Annotated in this window: 17 protein-coding genes; 2 read left to right on the forward strand and 15 right to left on the reverse strand. The window is 69.8% G+C overall.

Annotated features, from left to right (window positions below):
• Positions 1–4: 4 nt before the first annotated feature.
• The 8 genes from ACFQ6N_RS18865 to ACFQ6N_RS18900 are packed head-to-tail and all read right to left on the reverse strand — an operon-like array spanning position 5 to position 9,820.
• Positions 5–535 carry an adenylyl-sulfate kinase gene (locus ACFQ6N_RS18865; RefSeq protein WP_380650227.1) on the reverse strand — a complete coding sequence of 177 codons (531 nt, stop codon included), beginning with the start codon at positions 533–535 and terminating at the stop codon, positions 5–7.
• Entirely contained in the window at positions 532–1,266 is a 735-nt protein-coding gene (locus ACFQ6N_RS18870; RefSeq protein ID WP_380650228.1) for a sulfotransferase family protein, read from the reverse strand. The genes ACFQ6N_RS18865 and ACFQ6N_RS18870 overlap by 4 nt, the downstream gene beginning before the upstream one ends.
• Positions 1,259–2,068, reverse strand: coding sequence for a hypothetical protein (locus tag ACFQ6N_RS18875; RefSeq protein WP_380650229.1), 810 nt, complete (start codon positions 2,066–2,068; stop codon positions 1,259–1,261). Before ACFQ6N_RS18875 ends, ACFQ6N_RS18870 begins: the two co-directional genes overlap by 8 nt.
• Positions 2,062–3,714: a pyridoxal phosphate-dependent decarboxylase family protein gene (locus ACFQ6N_RS18880; protein WP_380650230.1), complete on the reverse strand. Its 1,653-nt coding sequence runs from the start codon at positions 3,712–3,714 to the stop codon at positions 2,062–2,064. Before ACFQ6N_RS18880 ends, ACFQ6N_RS18875 begins: the two co-directional genes overlap by 7 nt.
• The gene (locus ACFQ6N_RS18885; protein WP_380650231.1) at positions 3,707–4,750 is read right to left on the reverse strand and encodes an SPASM domain-containing protein; all 1,044 of its coding nucleotides are present in this window, start codon (positions 4,748–4,750) and stop codon (positions 3,707–3,709) included. Before ACFQ6N_RS18885 ends, ACFQ6N_RS18880 begins: the two co-directional genes overlap by 8 nt.
• Positions 4,747–5,946 carry a glycosyltransferase gene (locus ACFQ6N_RS18890; RefSeq protein ID WP_380650232.1) on the reverse strand — a complete coding sequence of 400 codons (1,200 nt, stop codon included), beginning with the start codon at positions 5,944–5,946 and terminating at the stop codon, positions 4,747–4,749. The genes ACFQ6N_RS18885 and ACFQ6N_RS18890 overlap by 4 nt, the downstream gene beginning before the upstream one ends.
• A gap of 11 nt (positions 5,947–5,957) precedes the next feature.
• Positions 5,958–7,973, reverse strand: coding sequence for a radical SAM protein (locus ACFQ6N_RS18895; protein WP_380650233.1), 2,016 nt, complete (start codon positions 7,971–7,973; stop codon positions 5,958–5,960).
• A 47-nt stretch (positions 7,974–8,020) separates the two neighbouring features.
• Positions 8,021–9,820, reverse strand: coding sequence for a hypothetical protein (locus ACFQ6N_RS18900; RefSeq protein WP_380650234.1), 1,800 nt, complete (start codon positions 9,818–9,820; stop codon positions 8,021–8,023).
• A gap of 341 nt (positions 9,821–10,161) precedes the next feature.
• Between ACFQ6N_RS18900 and argS the strand changes: the two genes are divergently transcribed.
• Positions 10,162–11,922 (forward strand): arginine--tRNA ligase, encoded by a 1,761-nt coding sequence (argS, locus tag ACFQ6N_RS18905; RefSeq protein WP_380650235.1) that lies wholly within the window; start codon positions 10,162–10,164, stop codon positions 11,920–11,922.
• 139 nt (positions 11,923–12,061) lie between these two features.
• Here the strand turns inward: argS and ACFQ6N_RS18910 are convergent, their stop codons facing one another.
• Genes ACFQ6N_RS18910 through ACFQ6N_RS18935 form a run of 6 tightly spaced genes read right to left on the reverse strand, consistent with a single transcriptional unit; the run spans position 12,062 to position 16,672 of the window.
• A complete protein-coding gene (locus ACFQ6N_RS18910; RefSeq protein WP_380650236.1) occupies positions 12,062–12,781 on the reverse strand; it encodes a class I SAM-dependent methyltransferase in 720 nt (239 codons plus the stop codon).
• A 41-nt stretch (positions 12,782–12,822) separates the two neighbouring features.
• A complete protein-coding gene (locus tag ACFQ6N_RS18915) occupies positions 12,823–13,653 on the reverse strand; it encodes a hypothetical protein (protein WP_380650237.1) in 831 nt (276 codons plus the stop codon).
• A gap of 3 nt (positions 13,654–13,656) precedes the next feature.
• A complete protein-coding gene (locus ACFQ6N_RS18920) occupies positions 13,657–14,505 on the reverse strand; it encodes a hypothetical protein (protein ID WP_380650238.1) in 849 nt (282 codons plus the stop codon).
• Positions 14,486–15,331: an aldo/keto reductase gene (locus ACFQ6N_RS18925; protein WP_380650239.1), complete on the reverse strand. Its 846-nt coding sequence runs from the start codon at positions 15,329–15,331 to the stop codon at positions 14,486–14,488. The genes ACFQ6N_RS18920 and ACFQ6N_RS18925 overlap by 20 nt, the downstream gene beginning before the upstream one ends.
• Positions 15,328–16,518 carry a cupin domain-containing protein gene (locus tag ACFQ6N_RS18930; protein ID WP_380650240.1) on the reverse strand — a complete coding sequence of 397 codons (1,191 nt, stop codon included), beginning with the start codon at positions 16,516–16,518 and terminating at the stop codon, positions 15,328–15,330. The genes ACFQ6N_RS18925 and ACFQ6N_RS18930 overlap by 4 nt, the downstream gene beginning before the upstream one ends.
• Before the next feature lie 13 nt (positions 16,519–16,531).
• Positions 16,532–16,672, reverse strand: a complete 141-nt coding sequence (locus ACFQ6N_RS18935; protein WP_380650241.1) for a hypothetical protein — start codon at positions 16,670–16,672, stop codon at positions 16,532–16,534.
• Positions 16,673–16,925: 253 nt separating this feature from the next.
• Here ACFQ6N_RS18935 and ACFQ6N_RS18940 point away from each other — a divergent pair, with 253 nt between their 5' ends.
• Positions 16,926–17,963, forward strand: a complete 1,038-nt coding sequence (locus ACFQ6N_RS18940) for an NAD-dependent epimerase/dehydratase family protein (protein WP_380650242.1) — start codon at positions 16,926–16,928, stop codon at positions 17,961–17,963.
• Positions 17,964–18,027: 64 nt separating this feature from the next.
• Here the strand turns inward: ACFQ6N_RS18940 and ACFQ6N_RS18945 are convergent, their stop codons facing one another.
• Positions 18,028–19,353, reverse strand: a complete 1,326-nt coding sequence (locus ACFQ6N_RS18945) for a DNA-binding protein (protein ID WP_380650243.1) — start codon at positions 19,351–19,353, stop codon at positions 18,028–18,030.
• Positions 19,354–19,451 lie beyond the last annotated feature (98 nt).

Below are 19,451 nucleotides of genomic sequence, written 5' to 3' on the forward strand. Positions count from 1 at the left end.
ACGGCTACGACACGGCGCGGCCTCGGAGCACGTTGTCGGCGAACGAGCAGATGGCCTTCTCCGAGACGCCGAGCGGAGCTGTGGTGTCCAGGGTGAGTACCGGGTGCTCGGGGTCGGTCCAGGAGAGCTCGGGGGCGTCGGGTGCGGGGTTGGCGCGGTAGGCGGGTGAGGGTCGGAGGGCGTCGCGGGCGTGCCGGAGCTGTTCGGGTGCGCGGACGTGGATGAGGTGGAGTCGTTCGCCGAGGAGGTCGGCGGCGAGCCGCCGTTCTGCGGGCGTGGAGGTCACGAGCGTGACGATGCCGATCGGGTGCCGGAGGGCGGCGTGGGCGAGCGCCTCGATGGTGGCGATGCGGTCTTCCGGGGACCAGCCGAGGTCTCGCAGGAAGCCGATGGCCCGCTGTTCGTCGGCGTCGTACAGGACACAGTCGCGGTGCTCGGGTTGAAGGTGGGCGAGGAGTCGGCGGGCGAGGGTGGTCTTCCCGGAAGCCGGCAGGCCCATGAGCCAGAAGACTGCGGATGCTGGTGGGTGGGTCACGCGGGGTAGCCCCACCTCTCGCACCAGTGCTTGAGCAGTGGCGGGATCGCCGCGTCTGTGGGTGGTGAGGTGGCGTCCTGGATCCGGCCGGAGGCGATCTGGGGCGACCAGTCGCCGATGCCGTAGACGAACGGGCCGTGGTCGTGGCGGCCGTAGTCGAGCATGGCCGGCTCCCAGGGGATGCCGATGTACTCGCACAGGGCTTTGCAGGTGGTTTCCGGTTCGGCGGTCAGCTGCTCGTAGGTGATGCTGATCGAGGTGGGTACGTTAGCGGCGGCTTCGTCGAGGGCGCCGGCAAACTTGTCGACGGTGACGGCAGCTTCGGCGAGGTCGGTGGCGTCGCCGGCGCGGCGGATGGAGTCGGCGATGGCCGCCGGGTGACGGCGCAGGATGATGTAGCGGGCGTCGGGCCAGCAGTTGACGAGCCGCCGCCAGATGAAGACGTTGCCGGGGGACTTCTCGGCGAGCACGGTCTTGCCCGCTTCGGTGAGTTGGCGGTGCAGCAGCCGGTCCCACAGGAGGTGTTCGAGGTCTTCGCGGCCGATGCCGAGGGTGCGCATGGCGAGGTCGGTGAACTCGTCGTCGACGGTGACTGTGAGGCCTCCGAGGTGGAGTTCGTGCGGGGCGTGGACGTCGGGATGGGAGCCGAGCAGGCAGCGCAGCAGGGTCGATCCGGAGCGGATCGGGGAGAGGATGAAGACGGGTGCGGGGACGAGGCGCTGGTCAGGCACGGAACTTCTCCTTCACCTGGTGCTCGCGTTCGGCGAAGACGCGCAGGCGGGTTTCGAGGTCGCGGCGGTAGTGGGCGGAGCCGGGGGCGGTCTTCTCGTCGCAGTGGAAGATCCGCAGCGGGAGCTGGTGCAGGTAGCCGATGCCGGGCCCGGTGGGCTGGGCGAATGTGTGGGAGAGCCAGTCCTCGTAGTTCATCCAGCTCTGGCCGTCGTCGTGGAACCGGTCGCCGGGGATGCCGCCGGCTGCGGCCATGACGGGCCGTGCACGGTGGGTGTCGTAGATCAGGAAGTGGGAGGAAACGCGGTTGACCGAGCGGGCCTTGGCGCTGAGGGCGGGGCCGGTGTCTTCGAGTTGCCATTGCCAGCAGTCGTGGTCGTCGATGCGCTGGGCGAGGGCGAGTTGTGGGCAGCGGTCGAAGGTGTCGGCGATCTCGGCGAGGACGTCGGTGGAGCTCGGGTCGCGGAAGGCGACGACGTCTCCTTCGATGGTGATCAGGAAGCGGCTCTTGTCGCTGACGAAGTGGGTGTGGATGTTGTTCGCCTGGTCGCCGGAGGCCCGGTGTCGGGTATGCCAGCGCAGCCGTACTTCGTCAAATCCCCAGGTGGAGTGCGCGAGTTCGGTGATCTCTTCGATCGGGGCGCTCTCGGCTCCGTCCACGACGAGGACCAGGTCGTAGGGGTGGCGGGTGCCTCGGCACAGGGCGTCGAGGGTGGTGGGGATGGTGCGGCGCAGGAGTTCGACATCGCTGTGGATGAGGTAGGCGATGGTGAACGCGGGCGGGTAGGCCACCGTGGTCACCACCCTGCCGGTCCGGTCACGTCCGCCGCGGCGCCGTCGTCGGGCGGGGCTGCGGTGGTGAGCAGTGCGTGGGCGTCGGTCAGCATGGCGGCGGTGAGTTCCTGGGAGTGGTCGAGGATGGCCTGTTCGATGCCGCGCTCGATGTCGTCGGGGATGTAAGGGTGGCCGACGCACATGCCCATGACCTGGTACTTGGCGGTGGTGCCGAGTCCGATGCGGTCGGCGAGGTCCTGGAGGGCGAAGAGGTCGAAGACGACGGTGCCGCTGCGGTAGAGGCGGTCGGCGAAGGCCGCCGTGTAGCGGGAGACGAGGGCGCGCACCGCTGGGTGGAGTTCCGGCCGGTTGTACGCCTCTTGGATGGCCTGGGCGACCTGGTCGGGGAGGAAGACGAAGGCGCACCGGTAGAAGTCGGAGGTGCCGAGTATGCGGAAGCTACCGGTGCGCTCCAGCAGGTCGACCATCCGCTGGTAGGTGGCCTGTCGGGCTTCGACGAGGCGGCCGATGCCTTCGGTGCCCTGGTGCGTCATCAGGGCCCACAGCTTGAGTGATTCGAATCCGCGGGAGCCGTAGAACGGTGTGATCAGCCCGAGGTCGAAGCAGTCGGGATCGTCGGCGCGGTCCGGGTAGCGGGCGAAGGGACCGAGCACGGTCGGGTCGCGGAAGAGCGCGTAGCTGGAGGGGTAGGAGACAAACAGGCCCTTGTGCGGGTCAAGGGCGACGGAGTCGGCGCGTTCGATGCCGGCGAGTTGGACCTTGAGCTTCTCGGAGAACAGCAGGCTGCCGCCGTGGCAGGCGTCGACGTGGAACCAGACGCCGTGCTGGGCGCAGAGGTCGGCGAGCGCTTGCAGGTCGTCGATGCCGGTGGTGCGGCAGTTCCCTGCGACGCCGACGACCATGAAGATCCGCTTGCCGGGCGGCGGTGAGGCCAGCAGGCCCGCGATCGAGGCGGGGTCGCTGGTGAAGTCGGGGGTGGCGTCCGCCCACAGGAGTCCGTCCGTGCCGAGGCCGAGGGCTTGGGCGGCGGCGAGGTAGGAGAAGTGCTCGACGCCGCCGGCGAGGAGGATCACGGGCTGCTCGGGGATGGCGCGCAGGCCGCTGTGGCGGACTTCGGGGTAGGTGTGGGCGAGGGCGGCGGCGATGGCGATGTGGTTGCTCATGTTGCCGCCGGAGGTCCACATCCCGCCGAGCGAGGCGAGGCCCTGGTATGCGGTGAGCGGTGCGGCCTTGTAGCCGATGAGTTCCCGCAGCCAGATGATCAGCTGGGCTTCGATCACGCTGGCGGCGGGCGCGCTGCGGTCGAAGGCGATCAGGTTCTGGTTGAGGAAGGTGGCGACGATGTCCGCGGCGAGGGCGGCGATGCTGTCGCCGGTGTCAGGGAACGCGAGGTAGCGCGGGTCGGCCTGGGAGATCGACCACCTGGCGATCTCGGCCAGGGAGTCCATGAGCTGGTCGTCGCTGGTCCCGGCGTGGGGGATCGGCCCGGCGAGGCGGTCGATGAGTTGGCCGACCGTCGCGTGCCGCAGGACGCGGTGGTCGCGCAGCTCGCCGGAGGCGAAGTCGAGTCCGAGGTCGACCGCCCGGTGCAGCATCCGCCGGCTGTCGTCCCGGGGACGGTTGCTCAGCAGGGCGGGCGGTTGGGGGTCAGGCACGTCCGAACTCCATTCGATACACGCAGCCTTCGCACGAGGACCAGGCGGGGCCTTCGATGAAGGAGTCCCGCAGCGACCGGTACGGCGACGCCGTCCAGATCTCGGCCATCGGCGTCTGGTGGATGTTGCCGAGCACGTTGCCCGGGCTGGACTCCATGTGGACACAGCACGGCGTGACGTCGCCGTCCTTGGTGAGGTAGCTCGCGTCCCACGGCCACGGACACACGGCGTTCGCGGCGGCCGGGGAGGTGAGGCGGGAGTAGTCGAAGATCGATAGCTGCAGGTCGTGCTCCTCGGCCCGGGTGAGGCCGGCCTCCAGGTGCGGGACGACGTCGTCCGGGAGGAGGGCGAACAGGGACTCGGTGTTGAGGCTCTTGTCCTCGCCCCAGTGGTGCAGGCTCTCCACGCTGACGCGCCCCAGGCCGTGGTCGGCGACGAAGTCGACGATCGCCGGGAACTGTTCCAGGTTCGCGGCCGAGAGCGTCACGGCCGCAGACAGTCCCGTCTCCCGTCCCTCGGTCAGCGCGACCGCTTCGCGCAGAGCCGCGCTCAGCTGGGTCAGGCGCAGCCCGGAGCGCATCCGTCCGAGCGTGGCGTCGTCGGCGCCGTCGACGCTGATGGCGATCAGTCCGAGCCCGGCAGCCAGGACCGGTTCGAGACGGCGGCGCACCAGCAGGCCGTTGGTGTTCGTCGAGGTGAACACGGAGCGGTTGGTGCATGCCTGGACGTAGGCGGCGAAGTCGCGGACGATCAGGGCCTCCCCACCGCCGACGAAGGAGACGTGGCCGAGGTCGGGGAGCTGGTCGAGGAGCGCGACGAACGCCTCCAGGGGCAGGTGCCCACCACTGCTCTCGTGCACGGCCCGAAGGCAGCCGGCGCACGCGAGGTTGCACAGGTCGGTGAGCTCCACCTGCAGGTACTGCGGCATGGCGGTGGGCTGTCCGGGGGTCAGGCCGTAGCGGTCGAAGTCGTCGGTGACGAGGAACTTCCGGAACCGCTCGGGCACCATAATCTGCGGCGCGTGTTCGGGTATCACCCGGCCACCGCCTTCCGGTAGACGGAGACGGTCTCGTCGGCGAACAGCTCGAACTCCTGCACCCGGCGGGCGAACGATGGCACCCGAGGGGCCAGTTGCTCGGATGCCGCGTCGATCGCACGGGTCCAGGCGACCGGATCCCGGTAGGCCTCGACGAGGTGGACGCCGGGGTCGCCTGCGAGGTGATGCATGGACGGCACGGCCGAGGACCACACCGGGACACCCAGGGCCCGGGCCTCATGCGCCACCAACGGGTGGTTCTCCCACCACTGCGAAGGCACCAGCAGCGCCCGGGCGTCGGCAAGCACCGAGCCGACCTCGGCACGGGAGTGCGGGGGAAGCCAGCGCACCCGTCGATCTGCCGCGGCGACGGCGCGCATCCGCTCCTCATAGGGGGCGTCGTCCGCCACGGTCGCGATCACCAGCGGCAGTTCGGTGCGGCAGCGGCGGAACGCGTCGAGCAGGAGATGCAATCCCTTCTCGGGCGAGCACCTGCCCAGGAACAGCAGATACCGTCCGCCGCCTCCGCTGGTGGCGAGCGGAGCCCAGACGGCTGGCAGTCCGTAGCAGGCCCGGTCGCGGACGACCTTGCCCACGTCGACGCCGGCCTTCGCCAACTCGGCGGCCTGGTGCGGCGTCTGCGTCCACAAGGCCCGGACCCGATCGTTCAGCCAGGCGATGTTCCGCGCCCGCCAAGAGGCCACGTCGCCGTGCGCATTCTCGGGGGCATTGAGGCATCCGAGGCAGCACCGGGTGGGCGCGGCCGCCGTGCACTGCGTGCCGGTGGACCGAACGACGAGCTGGTGGTCGGGGCAGACCGCGGTGTAGTCGGTCAGCGTCGCGACCACCGGCACCCCGGCCAGGGACGGGATGTCGAGGAAATCCAGGCCGATGCGGCTGAAGTGCAGGACATGCACGACGTCCATGGCAGGACGTGCGGCAAGCAGTCGCTCGACCCGGCGGGCCTGTTCCGGCTCCTGGACACGCCAGCCGACGGGGTGGTCGTCGCCGAAGGCAGCGGGCAGGCTCAGGTGCTCATCGGCCGTGAGACGGTGCGGTGGCGGTGGCTCGCCGGCCGCGAGCCAGCTGACGTGCACGCCGCGGGCTGTCAGTGCCCGGGCGAGGTCGTCGGCCAGGATCTCCGTTCCGCCAGCGTCGTCGTCTGCGAACCGGTGGGTGGTCAGAAGGATCCGCAAGTCTCCGCCCTTCAGCAGGTGTTGCCCTGGAGACCGGCCCAGCGGCTGATCGGGGTGAGCCCGGCAGGCATCCGCCCGTTCACACCGGCGGCCTCCGGTCCGGTGGGGTTCTCCGGTCCGGACAGTCGCAGCACTCCGGTGCGGGAGCGGTCGAGGACCGCGAACGGCTCGTGCAGGGTCAGGGCAGTCCAGCCGCCGTCCTCGAAGTCCACGAACACGTTCACCCCGAGACCGGCCCCAGTCTCGCCGTGTGCGGGCAGGGGCAAACGGAGCCGCACCTGATCCGCTTCCCAGAAGAGGTCGACGTCGGCGGCGTCCTCCCAGACGGGATCGGGGTGTGGGACACGGCGGAAGCGATCCGTGGGCGCATGGAGCCGCCTGGCGCCGTCGCGCGTGGCACGCCACTGATGCTCGCCCGGCCACTGCTGGGCGGCGAGGTCGTGCAGGGTAAATGCGCCCGACCCCAGCGGCTGCAGGCGAACTCTCACGGTGCGCACGGCATCGGGGGTGTCGCCCAGGTCGAGGCGGACCGCCAGCTGGTCGTCGTCGAGCGCGAGCCGGGCGCACAGACCAGCCGAAGCCGCCAGGCCGCCCCGCAGCCGGCCAGGACCGCCCAGCGGGATGGCCGAGTCCTCGTCGTGGCCCGGATCCGCCAGGAGGCGGGCCGCCGGCCGGTAGTCAGCCTCGGGGGATGCGGCGAGCGCCTCGCCGGTGAGCCCGTACGGGGCCGGGAGGGCGTCGAGCACCTCGGGGTGCTCCTCGCGGAGCGTGATGACGAGGCGGACCGCGAGGTCGGTGATGAACCGGATCAGGTCGCACTTGACCTCGTCGGGCCTGGTGATGTCCCCGTTCGCCAGCACGGCCTGGTAGTAGCAGCCGCCGCCGCAGACATACCGGGACGGGCAGGTGGAGCACCCGTCGCGCTGGTCGACCACCAGGTCGAGGTACCGGGTGCGGTCGCTGTCCTCGACGCCGGTGGAGGCGTGCCCGATGTGCCAGCCGGACTTCCCGATGAAATGCGCGCAGGGGTAGAGGTTGCCGTTGGTGTCCAGGTAGGTGCCGCTCTTGCCCGCCCCGCACCGGTAGACCTGCGCCGCGCGGTCCTTCACGCGGTAGAAGAACCGCATGAAGAAGTCCTCGGAGTTCAGGGCGAGCAGCCGGGCGAGGATGCCCTCCGGCGGCTGGGCGAGGATGTGCTCGACGAGGTCGGCGTAGCCCTGGCGGAAGGCCGGCAGCGTCACGGCGTTGAGGGCGTAGTCCTTGTCGTGGGTGGCGTTGACGGGCTTCATGTAGATGTTGCGGGCGCCGACGTCCTCGAAGAGGTGGCGGAAGATCGCCGTGAAGTCGGTGCAGTACGCGGTGAGGACTGCGGAGACGCCCATGTCGGGGTGGCGGGCCAGCACCCGGTCCAAGACTGGGCGCACATGGTCGTAGGTGCCTCCGCGCCCGCCCGTGTAGAAGCGGACCCGGTCGTGGACATCCTTCGGGCCGTCGAGGCTGATGTCCTGGGGCGGGCCGAGACGGTCGGCGAGTTCGGCCGTCATCGACAGCGTCGCGTTGGTGACCATCGGGCCGGCCCACACCACGCTGACCGGCGAGTCGGCCAGGCCCTCCTCCACCAGGGCCTGGACCTCCTCGTGCATGTGCCGCACCAGCATCGTCTCGCCGGCGAGCCCGAAGTCGACGCGGCTGTATCGCGCGTCCTCCTCGACAAGCCGCTCGCGGTGGGTGGCGAGACCCTGCACCACCGTCTCCAGGGGGATGGTCACGGGCTTGCCGTCGGCGTGGACCCGGTCGCGGAACGAGCAGTAGGTGCAGGCCATGTTGCACTGGTCGGTCAGGGAGAGCTGCGCCTGCGGGTACGCCTCGCGGTAGGACGTGATCTGGTGGACCGCCTCCAGTTCGCCGCACGGGCACGGTGCGCCCGGGGCGGTGATCTGGCCGCCGCGGACGTGGAAGACGTAGCCGTCCGCGAAGGAGACGTGTGCGGGGTCGCTGGTGGAGCGTGGAATCGCGTCGCTGATCACGGTGGACCTCTCGGGTTGAGACGGTGCGGATCGGGGCGGTACGGAAATCACGGGTTTCGCGGGCCGGGCAGTCCCAGGCGCTGGCGGAACAGGTCCAGTCGGGCGGCGAGCCGGGTGATCTCAGCGTCGGCCTGACCGCCGGCCGGGTGGGCGGGGTCGGCCACCTCCCGCAGGGCGAACGTGGCGCGGAGGAGATCGCACAGCTCCGCGGTGTCCTCGGCGCCGATCGCCTGCGGGAGGATGGCCAGCTGCCGCTCCAGGGTCACTGGTATCCGTGAGCCGCCCGCAGCGGTGAACGCCAGGCGCGCCAGCACGGCCCGGGATTCGAACCAGAGGTACTTGGCGGAGTACTTGCGGCCCTGCTCTTCGTACTGGCTCGGGCGGCCGATGGCATCGGAAGATGGCGGGGTGAGGGCTGCTGCTGCCCAGCCCGGGTCGTGGAAGGCGGATCCTGGCCGGCGGAGCTCGAACCACTCGTGAAGGTCCCGGCTCGTGCTGTCGTCGGCGCTGATGAGGTCGCGCTCGACCGGGCGGGCAGCGGATCCCTCGGCGTCCAGATGGAGGCAGGTGAGTGTCTCGATCATCAGCTCCTCCGTCGGCCGGTGCCCGTCGGGGAACGCTGCCGAGCTCAGCTCGAAGTCGATGTCGCTGCTACGGCCCAGAATCCCCTGGGCGCACGAGCCCCTCAGCAGCAGGTCGAGCTCCTCAAGCTGCAGGACGGTGAGGATGACTGCGGCGAGGCGACCGGTGATCTCCTCGGCCACCGCTGCCCGCTCGCGCGCCGCGTCCCAGCCGCTCGCGCAGGCCAACTGGTCGACTCGTTCGGCCAGTTCCTCAAGAGACGCGGCTTCGGAAGGAGGATTCGACTCGGCGGCCGAGAACAACGCCAGGACCCACGCCCTCCGTAGTGCGCCCAGATCCGTCACAGAATCAGCGGGCCGGCAGACCGTCGCCAGGGTATCCAGCGGCTGTAGCAAGGACGCGTAAGCGTCCCCACCGCACTGCTCGCGCAGGTACCCGGTCAGCAGGGTATGGAAGACACCGAGCCCTGCGGGAAGGACGTCCTCGGCGAGGTGACCCAGCCCGGCGGCGCTTGCCGATCCCTCCTCCACCGGAAGTTCGCTCGCGAGCGTCGCCACTACCCCGTAGCGGCGGACATCCCCATTGGTCGCAGTCGAGGGAAGCCAGCCCGCCAGAACCGTCTCGAAGCCGTCCAACTCCACCTGCCCGCCCGGCGACGAGGCCGGGATGCGGTCCCGCAACTTGAGGTCGCGCCCGAGCAGGTCGGACCAGGCGATGTCCCACTTCATCACGGTCAACTCGCCGGGGGCAGCTCCGGCGGGCACCAGGAGCGCGTCCTCCCAGTCGATCAGAACCGTCCGCCCACCCTGACGGAACATGTTCCGCGGCACACACCCCGACGCCTCGACCCCTCGGTCGAGCAAGGCCACCAACAGGCCGGCGATGGCAGGCACGGACAGGCCGTCCGCCCCGCTCCCGGCCGACAAACGCCTGCCCAGGTACGGGGAGACCAGTGCGGCGCCCTGACCGGGCAGCGAGACCAGCTCGGGAACGCAGACCTCCACCGTTCCGAACCCGTCGACCATCAACCCGCTCAGCCGCCGCGCGGACTCGGCAGCCAGACCCCGCTCCGAGCGCGCATCCTCAAACGGACGGAGCTTCGCCACCAGGTCACGCCCGCAGTGGCGCAACCGGCGCAACCGCCCACCGACGTCGACGAAGCCGGGGTCGCCGAAAGAGACGCCCCCGCTCCCCAGGTCGAACGCCTGCCGGACCGAGACCGCAAGGTCCCCCGGCCCACCCGCACCTCCCACTGTTCTGCTCACCCCACTCCCCTCCCGAGTGCCGCACGCAGATGTGCCACCGTAGCCGCTCCGTCACCGTGTGTTCGATCGAATTAGCGGATTCGGCCACTGACTTCCAGGCCGTACGGAACTGCGGAAAGCGGAGGGTAGGCTCTCAGGTGCTGATGATCATTCAGTTCTGTTAATCATCGCCACCGTTGGGGAGCCATGGTGTGCGCTCCGGCTGCACTTAATCGGTCTCTCGGCCGCGAGGGCGTGGGATAATCGGCGTGCGGCGCCGACCGTCCACCTGGTGCGGTTGCTGTGCGACCCCCGCGGCCTGTCCGCGGATCCGCCCTCTCACAGAAGTGGTCCTTCGTTCTATGGCTACGGTCCTCTCCATCGCCGACGCGGTGCAGCAGCGATTCGCTCAGGCGATCTCCACCGCGTTTCCCGACGCAGCGGACAGCGACCCCCAGCTGCGACGAAGCGACCGCGCCGACTTCCAGGCCAACGGGATCATGAGTCTCGCCAAGCCTCTGCGGACCAACCCCCGTGAGGTGGCCACGCGCGTCCTGGAGCACCTGGCCGCGGACGAGGTGATCGCGACCCTGGAGATCTCCGGCCCCGGATTCGTCAACGTCACCGTCACCGATGCCGCGATCCTGGAGAAGCTGGCCGCCCGCGCGGCGGACACCCGGCTCGGTGTCGGCAGCACCGCCGAACCCGGCGTCACGGTGATCGATTACAGCCAGCCGAACATCGCCAAGGAGATGCACGTCGGCCACCTGCGCTCGACGATCATCGGCGACGCGCTGGTGCGCACCCTGGAGTTCACGGGCGAGAAGGTCATCCGGCGCAACCACCTCGGCGACTGGGGCACCCAGTTCGGCATGCTCATCCAGTACCTCGTCGAGCACCCCGACGAACTCGGCGACGACACCGAGGCGGGCGACACCGGCCCGTCCATGTCCCGCCTCAACCGCCTCTACAAGGCATCACGCGCCAAGTTCGACAGCGACGCCGACTTCGCCGACCGGGCCCGCCGGCGCGTCGTCGAGCTGCAGGCTGGCCACGCCGAGACCGTCGCGTCCTGGCAGGGCATGGTCGACGAGTCGAAGGTCTACTTCGAAGCCGTCTACGCCCGCCTCGGTGTCCTCCTCGAGGACGCCGACGCCGTCGGCGAGAGCTACTACAACCCGATGCTCGCCGACGTGTGCGCCGACCTCGAAGCCTCCGGCGTCGCCGTCCGCTCCGACGGAGCCCTGTGCGTCTTCTTCGACGACATCAAGGGCCCCAACGGCGAGCCCACCCCGCTCATCGTCCAGAAGAGCGACGGGGGATACGGCTACGCCACCACCGACCTCGCCGCCATCCGCGACCGCGTCGGCCTGCTCGGCGCCAACCAACTCCTCTACGTCGTCGACAGCCGCCAGGCCCTCCACTTCCAAATGGTCTTCGAGACCGCCCGCCGCGCCGGCTGGCTCCCCGACAACCTCCGCACCCTGCACCTCGGCTTCGGCACTGTCCTCGGCAAGGACGGCAAGCCCTTCAAGACCCGCTCCGGCGAGACAGTCCGCCTCATGGACCTCCTCGACCAAGCCGTGGACCGGGCCCGCACCGTCGTCTCCGAGAAGAGCCCGCAGCTCGCCAGCGAGGAGCTCGAAGACCGGGCCCAGCAGGTCGGCATCGGCGCGGTCAAGTACGCCGACCTCTCGACCTCCCGCACCCGCGACTACATCTTCGACGCCGACCGCATGGTCTCCCTCAACGGCGACACCGGCACATACCTCCAGTACGCCTACGCCCGCATCCAGTCCATCCTGCGCAAGGCCCCCGAGGGCGTCACCCCGACCGCCCACCAGGATCTCGCCCTGGAGCCGGCCGAGCGCGCCCTCGGCCTCCTCCTCGACGAGTTCGGCGCCACCATCACCCAGGTGACCGGAACGTTCGAACCCCACCGGCTCTGCGCCTACCTGCACAACCTGGCGTCGGCGTACACCGCCTTCTACGAGCACTGCCCCGTCCTCAAGGCACCCAGCCCCGAGGTCATGGAGACCCGCCTGCTGCTCTGCCAGCTCACCGGCCAGACCCTCCAGCAGGGCATGGATCTGCTCGGAATCGGCACGCCAGAGCGGCTGTAGGCATTCGCCGTGGATGGCCAGCCGCAAGGGCCGTGGGTGGCCATCCACCAGAGCGCGATGACGTTAGACCCAAAGGCCCAAAGTGCCGATCAGGGCGCTTGGGGGGAGTGTGCCTTATCGCCGACAGCGAAGCGTTCGGTCAAACGTTGGTCAACCACAGACCCTTGCACTGGATCTTGGGGTGCGGATGGTCTCTTGTGGTGGCACCGGCCGGGGTGTAGCCGCAGGACCGCAGCAAGTCCGCCGTTGTGACTTGGTCCCGTTCCTCGTTGTAGACGCCGATGATCAATCGGCCGCCCGGGGCGACGACATGGTCCAGCAAATGAGCTACGTACGCTCCACGCAGGTCCGCCGGCACGTAGTCCACGCCGGTACGGACGGCGTCGAAGCGATGTGGAGGCTTCCAGCCCATCGCGTTGGCGGTCCAGATCCGACGCGCCCACTGTGGGCAGCGGGTTCGGGCGAGGTCGGCGAGGGCGGTGGAGATCTCCACCCCATAAGGCTCGATGATGATCCCGGCTTCGGTCGCCCAGTCGGTCAGGCTCTCCATCAGGTAGCCGTTGGCGCATCCGATGTCGAGGAACGTCCCACCGTGGGACGGGAACAGGTCGACGAGCAGGCTGCGGGCTTCTCGCCAGCGGGTCTCGTCGCCGCTGTGGCCGGACTGGGCCCGCGGGTTGTCGCCGTTGAGGTAGGCCGGTTCGATGACGCCCAGGACGGCGGCGTGCCACTCGGTGGCCGTGATCTCGCCCGCCTGGTACGCGTCGTCGATGGGTGCCAGATCGCTCCAGCCTCGCTCCCTCGCGCTCGCGATGTCCTCTGCGTCGCGGCCAGCCGGACGGCGCGTGTTGGGGGCCATGTGTGCTCCTTCTCAGCTCGCTGACGTTGGCAGGGTGTCGTTTAGTCCCCTTGAAGAGCGTGGATCAGCCGCGCGGCCTCCCTGTGCGCCGGACCCGTTCGCGGGTCGTTCGGACCGGCATGTGGTCCGACGATCCTCGCCAGCACGAACAGCTGCATCACCATCCCGTCGCGGCTCTCAAGGTCTGCCCGGCGCTCCCTGCGTACCCGGTCCGCGAGCGCCGGTACGGCGAGGGAGGCGGCGTGCAACGACGCCGAGTCGAGTCCGCGCGGCGCCATTCCCCAGTCCTCCCAGTCGAACATGCAGAACTCACCAGGGCCGGTGACGTTCGCCCAGTTCAGGTCGGCGTGAGCAGGACACCACTGCCCCACCCGAGTTTCGTGCGCTCCTGGGAAGGCGGCCTTGATCATGTCGTCGACCAGCCGCTGCGTGATCTGCTCGGTGTCTGGGGCCGCCACCCGGGCCGTGTGCTGAGCGGCCAGCACTGCCAGCGAGGCGTTCAGCGAGCACCACCACCCATCGGACAGCTCCGGGTCGACGGTCACCACCGCGGCCCCAACCGGGAGCTCGGGCAGCAGCGAGGTCTCGTCCACGTGCCAGATCGCCCGGTCGTCCGGGTCCTGCCATGTCGTCGACCCGTACCAGCGTGGCATCGCCACGCCGGCCAACACCGCTGCGGCTTCGAATCCGCCCCAGCCCTGTTCCCGCGCCCGCGCCCAGGGGCGGCGCTCGACCCTGACCCAGCTGCCTCGGTCGGTGCCGGCTCCGACCGTCCGGCGCTTGCGCGCCACGCTGCGCCGGTCCAACCTCGTGCCGAGGCGCTGCTCCACCTGGTCCAGGACGTGATCGACAGGCTCCTGCCGGAGGTCCATGGTCTACCGGACGAGGTCAGCGGCGGTGCCCTGCGGTGGGGTGACACCGGTGAGCTCACGTGCCTGGTCAGCGAGCAGAGGGGCGAGTTCCGGGTAGTACCCGCGGTCAACGGCCTGGAGCATCTCCGCAATAGCGATGAGCTGACCGACGCGTCCGGCCGGGGTGTCGAGGATGTCGGCGAACTCCGTGCGGATTCGGTCCGCGACCGCGGGCACAAGGAGGCTGCTGACCCACAGGACGGCAGGGTCGTAGCCGACCGGCACGAGACCCCAGCGTTCCCAGTCGAGGATCTTGAGCGGTCCGGCGGTCAGGTTGGCCCACTGGAGATCACCGTGTCCGGTGGTCCGCTCGACGTCGGCCGGGGCCGGGATGCCGAGGTACTTCGGGAAGACCTCTTCGATCCACGCCTGGCGCAGAGTGATCTTCGTGCCCGGTGCTTCCGCGATGGCGGCGAGCGCGTTCCGCAGCCCGGTCCACCAGTCATCGTCCAGGCCGGGGTCATCGCGGAGGTCCGGCGTTGACGAGACCGCGGAACCTACCAGGTCGAAGATGTCGGCCTGGTAGAACCAGCCAGCCTCCGTCCAGTCAACGGTGTCGTGGAGCCGGGGGCGCGGGACGGAGGCAGGGACGAGCTGTTCAGCGCCGAGGGCGCCCTGGCCGGTCGGCCGGGGCGCCCTGCGGCGGCTGCTTCTGGAGACCCGGAGCCAGACGTTCTCGGCCCGGCGGCCGACAGTGGTTCCGGAGGTACCGAAGACCGGCGGTCCGGTGCACACCAGTCTGAGGAATCCGGCGGCCTTCTGGTGCGCTGCCGTCAGGTCGTGCCGGGTGTCGTCATCCGGCTGAAAGGACATCGAGCACCGTCCTGAGTCGTGCGTCGGGAATCGGCTGGGCGAGAGCGTCCCGGGCATCCTCCCAGTGCTGGAGGGTGCTGGTCGAGGTGAGGACGACGTCCAGCGCGGGGCAGGCACCGATGAGCTGGAACGCGGCGGTGTGCGGGGTCGATCCCGGCTGGATGAGGTTCACCAGTTCGGGTGTCATCAGGCTCGGCAGTTCACCGCCGTACAGGGGTGCGGAGGCGAACGTCGTGATCCCAGCGTCGCGCGCGTGGACGAGCGGCCCGGCTCCGTCGAGGGCCTGGGCGATGGGCTCGGCCATGACGAGGCTGACCGGCAGCTGGACGCCAGCGAGGTGGTGGTTCGCCGACCCGGCTGCTTCGTCGGCCAGCGCGATCAGTTCGGCGATGGTGAACGCCTGGTTGGTGAAACCGGTCCAGGTGGCGACGCCGTACCCCCCGATGCGGCTGGCCTGCGCGAGCTCCTCCAGCACGGCGAACGCGGCGCGGAGGTTGTGATGCAGCTGCTTCCGGTCGTGGTCGGATCGTTCGGGGTTGTGGACGAAGACGATGTCGGCACGACCGAGGACGGCGAGCGATTCCTCGGTCTGGGTGCGGACGTCCGCGGGGGCGATGCTGTGGTGGCCGTCCGGGTAGAAGCCGGTCTTCGTCGTCACCTTGACGTTCGGGTGCTCGGCGAGCACAGGGGCGAGGTCGGGGTGTGCCCGGCCGTGACCGTAGTTGGGGGCGGTGTCGATCCATTTCGCCCCGGCCGTGAGGGCGGTGCGCGCCGCTTCGCCGGCGGCACGCACCCGGTAGGTCCCCAGGCCGAGATCCGGGCTCACCGGCCGACCCCGACCACGGCGAGGGCCTGGCCCTGGACGAGGACGGTGAGGACGCTGGCCACGTCCTTGACCTCCAGGCCGGCGGCTTCGGCGAGTTCCCCGATGCTGACCGGCTCTCCAGTCAGCAGGGTTTGCAGGGCGGGCTCGACCCGCTCGGAGAAGTCCCATGCGGTTCCGGCGGCGGACAGGGTGACGGTCCGGGCGGTTGGGTCGCTGGTGAGTTCGGAGCGAGGGGCGGTGATCCGCACCTTGATCTCCGGGTCCGCGGGGAGGGTGTCCACGAAGGGCAGGGACGGGGCCGGTCGGCCGAAGTGGGTGGTGCCGGAGGCCGTGACCCAGCGGTCGATCAGGTCAGGGTCCGACAGCGCGGTGAGCACCGCAGCCCTCAGATCGGCCAGGTAGGCGGCCTTCTCGTCCGGTCCGGCGTGGAGCGGCACGTCCTTGCGCACGGCGGGGCTCTCGTGCAGCTCGTCCACCAGCCAGCCCAGGAGCGTGGCGCCGGTCTGGGCGACGAGTCCGAAGGTGAGGTGCAGCGACTCGCTGCCCTGGTCAGCAGTCACGCTGTGCCACCAGCCGCGCGGCAGGTACAGGACGTCGCCCGGGTGGAGGACGACGTCCGCGATCGGCTCGCCCTCGGGTTCCTCCGGGGAATCCACGTCGCGGAAGGTCGGGGCCTGCCGGGTCGGCTCCCAAAGCCGCCAGCGCTTCGCCCCGGACTGCTGGACGACGACCACGTCGTGATCGTCCCAGTGCCGGCCGAAGCCCTCCTTCTCCGTCCAGGAGGCGTAGAGGTTGGTCTGCACGGGCGTGCCGATGAAGCGCTCCAACGCTTCGGCGGCGGTGCGGATCCGCGGGTGGATCTCGTCGATCGCGTCCACCACGAGCGAGGCGCCCTCGGCGAGCTGCGCGTGGAGCTGCGCGGGGTGCAGCCGGTTCCAGGTCACCCCACGCCGGTTGGTCGCCGGGGTCGAGTACCGGCCAACGGGAACGGTCTGCCCGTCCATCGACAGCCGCAGCCGCGGCGGGTCGATGCGGTGGGTGGCGAGGATGGTGTTCAGATCGTCCCAGGACAAGAGGGGAGCGGTGTCGGCGCTCCCGGCGGGGATCACGGTGTGGGAGCGGTGGAGCGCCTGGGTGAGGAACTGGTCCCCACCCAGGCGCACCGCCCACGAGGCGGTCTCATGCATCGTGGGCGGTCTCTCAGGTGTCGTTCTGGTCGGACTTGCCGCCCGTGTTGTCGGACGGCAAGTCGGCCCGCGAACGCGCGGCCTGGATGTTGCGGACGCCGACCAGCAGGCCGCCCTCCTCCTCCGGCTGGACCGCGGATGCGATGCTCTCCATCGGATCTCCTCTCCTCCTGGCGCTGCTCGGCCGTTCCGGGGACCGGAAGGTGTCGCAGCGGCTGAGTGCCCCAGTGTTCCGAGCAGGGCGCGGCAGGGCCATGTCGTCCGGCTGTCATCTCGCGGGTTGACTCGCACGCAGGTGTCATCGGGGTGTCATCTTCACCACGATCACGGCCACGAGCTGCGGCGTCTCGGCTTCGCCACTACGACAGGGTGGCCAACGGGCACCTGTCCTGGGCAGGATTCCGGGCATGGACATCTTGGTGATCGGCGGAGGCTGGTTTCTGGGCACGGCCGTAATTGAGGAGGCGCTGGGGCGCGGCTGGGGCGTGACGACGTTCAACCGAGGGCGATCCGGCACGCTCCTACCCGGCGTGCGGCACGTCATAGGCGACCGCACGTCGGTCGAGGATCTGGCCCGGTTGGCCGCGCAGGGTCCGTGGGATGCGGTGATCGACACGTCGGCTGCTGAGCAGCCGCCGAACGTGGTGCTCGGTGGGGCGAGGGCGCTGGAGAGCGCCACCGCGCGCTACATCTACATCTCGACGGTGTCGGTGTACGCCGGCTGGCCGGACCACCCGCTCAAGGTGGGCGATCCGGTGCTGGACGCTCCTGCCGACGCCGACCGCGAGTACGGCAGGAACCCCGAGGGTTGGCGAGGGCCGAATCTGCACTACGGAAGGCAGAAAGCCGGCACCGAACGGGCAGTGGTCGAGACCTTCGGTACGGAGCGGTCCTGCCTGGTTCGCCCCGGCGTGATCCTCGGGCCCCGCGAGTATGTCGGCCGGCTCCCGTGGTGGCTCCGAAGAGCCGAGCGCGGCGGTCAGATCCTGGCACCCGGATCGGCAAGCAAGACCATCCAACCGGTCGACGTCCGCGACGTCGCGCGCTTCGCCGTCGATCTCGCTGAACGGCCCGGAGTGGGCGTCTACAACGCTACCGCGCCCATCGGCCGGGACGCGATGAGCAGTTTCCTGGGGGCCTGTCTCGCGGTGACAGGCGGCAAGGGAGAGCTTCAGTGGGTACCGGATGAGGTGCTGCTGGAGCACGGCGTCCGGCAGTGGACGGAAGTGCCGCTGTGGCGGACGGGTGAGGGCGTTTGGCTGGTGGACTCCGAACCGGCGTACGCGGCCGGGTTCCGGTGCCGCCCATTGGAGGAGACGGTTCGGGACACCTGGGAGTGGCTCCAGGCCGGCAATGCCCCGGTCCCGCACCCGCGGGCAGCCGCTCTCGGAATCGACGCGGACCGGGAACGGGCGATTCTGGCGGCTGCCGGGTCTCCTCGCTGAGCAGGATGCGACGGACGGGCGACCGCCATGGTGACGGTCGCCCGTCCGTCGCGGTTGTGTTGTTCTACTCGATGGCCAGCCGCGAGGTGGCGCCCCCGAACTGTCGCGGGGCCGCGACTCGGGTGTACTCCTCCAGTCCCTCTCGAAGGGTGGCAGCGACCGGTGACGTCCGGACGGACTCGGTGGTGAGCAGTTTGCCGACGTGGACGACCCGCTCGACGAGGCCCTTGGCGCGCCGGTCGGGTGCAAGGTCTGAAATGGGCTTGAGGACTTCGGCTGCTTCCTCCACCTCACCGTTGAGGATCAACGCTGCGGCGAGGTCCGTCCTGGCCTCGGCGTCGATCCGGGGAATCCTCTGCCCAACAGGCAGGCTGGCTTGCAGCTCCAGCACCCGTCGGGTGTGCTCCAGCGCGCTGGCGCCATCACGCAGGAGCACGAACGTGGTGCCGTGCGACCGGGCGAGCCGCTCCGGACCGTGAAGGAACTCGCCGGCCACATCGTCGTGGAGGTCGTCTCGTTCGACGGTGTCCACGTCCAGGAAGCGCGCGACCGCCGCTGCGGCCCTGCGCCGGTCGCCGAGGTGCCCGTAGGCTCTGGCCTCGATCGAAGCGATGCGTGCTTGGCCGGCCGTACCGACGCCGGGGAACGACTGCGCCTGCCGGATGAAGCGGATCGCCTCACCAGGCCGCCCTTCCCAGTAGGCGAACATGCCGAGCGTGCCGGCCGCGAACGCGGCCAGCGGGGTGAAGCGGGTGACCTCGGCGTACATGCCCGCGGAACGGGCGAGCCGACTGGCCTCGCCAAGGGAGCCGAGTCCGAAGGCGGCCAGGGCGAGCAGCGCCGTCGTCTGGCCGATCGCGATCAGCAGCAGCTGCTTCTGCTCGGGGATGTGGGTGCGGTCCAGAAGACCTTCGGCGTTCGTCCGAAGCTGCCGGGCTTCACGGAGCACCTCGAAGGGTGACCGGTTGTTGTAGGTGCGGGCGAGGTGGCGAACGTCGTCCTGGACCTGGTCGATGGACAGGTCGGAGAGGAAGGCGGACGCTACGGAAGCGGCGTGGTCGGATGCTTCGCGTGCGGTCATCGCGAGCTCTCTTTCGAGGTCTTGCTGGGTAACTGCTGCAGGATCTCCCTCACTCGGCGGCGCGAGGAGGTCGGCGATCGTCCTGTCGAACATGTGCTGGATCGTCTGGGTGAAGACGGAGGTCGGTCGGCTCACCGTCCCGGCGGTCCAGCGCCTGAACGTCACCTCCGACATGTCCAGGTCGCGAAATCGGGGGTCTTTGAGGGTTCGCGCCAGTTCGTTCCCGGCGCGTCGGAGTTCCCTGTGGAAGTCCGGGAATTCCCATCCCGCCTTCTCGATCAGAGCACCCAGTAGCGTCTTACTCGCCATGCCGCATGCCTCCGCCCCCTGTGGTCTCGATCTCGGCCCGGCCGCCGCCTGTGCGGGGAGAGCCTGGTCCAGCCATACCCGACAAGAGCGTTTCTCAC

Source organism: Kitasatospora sp. NPDC056446 (assembly GCF_042796115.1).
Classification (GTDB): domain Bacteria; phylum Actinomycetota; class Actinomycetes; order Streptomycetales; family Streptomycetaceae; genus Kitasatospora.